General features: G+C 62.8%; 1 pseudogene. It reads right to left on the bottom strand.

The features are described from left to right. Nucleotides 1–578: pseudogene (locus EN994_RS34440) on the bottom strand (NADH-quinone oxidoreductase subunit D); the annotation flags it as partial.

Below are 578 nucleotides of genomic sequence, written 5' to 3'. Positions count from 1 at the left end.
GCCGAGAACGGCGGTGACGTCGGCCAGCATGTGGCCGCGGCAGAGGAAATCCATCGCCTGCAGATGCGCGAAACCCGGCGCGCGCAGCTTGCAGCGGTAGGGCTTGTTGGAGCCGTCGGAGACCAGATAGACGCCGAATTCGCCCTTCGGCGCCTCGACGGCGGCGTAAACCTCGCCGGCCGGCACGCGATAACCCTCGGTGTAGAGCTTGAAGTGATGGATCAGCGCTTCCATCGAGCGCTTCATCGCCTGGCGCTTGGGCGGCACCACCTTGCCATCGAGGTTCGACACCGGGCCGGTGCTCTCCTTGCCGAGCAAAAGGTCGACGCACTGGCGCATGATCTTCGCCGACTGGCGCATTTCTTCCATGCGCACGAGGTAGCGGTCGAAGCAGTCGCCGTTCTTGCCGATCGGAATGTCGAAATCCATCTCCGAATAGCATTCATAGGGTTGCGACTTGCGCAGATCCCAGGCTGCACCCGAGCCACGCACCATCACGCCCGAAAAACCCCAGGCCCAGGCATCCGCCAGCGAGACGATGCCAATATCGACATTGCGCTGCTTGAAGATGCGGTTGC

This window comes from Mesorhizobium sp. M7A.F.Ca.CA.002.09.1.1, from assembly GCF_003998555.1.
Lineage (GTDB): Bacteria > Pseudomonadota > Alphaproteobacteria > Rhizobiales > Rhizobiaceae > Mesorhizobium > Mesorhizobium ciceri.
This window is presented reverse-complemented; position numbering and strand designations above follow the sequence as displayed.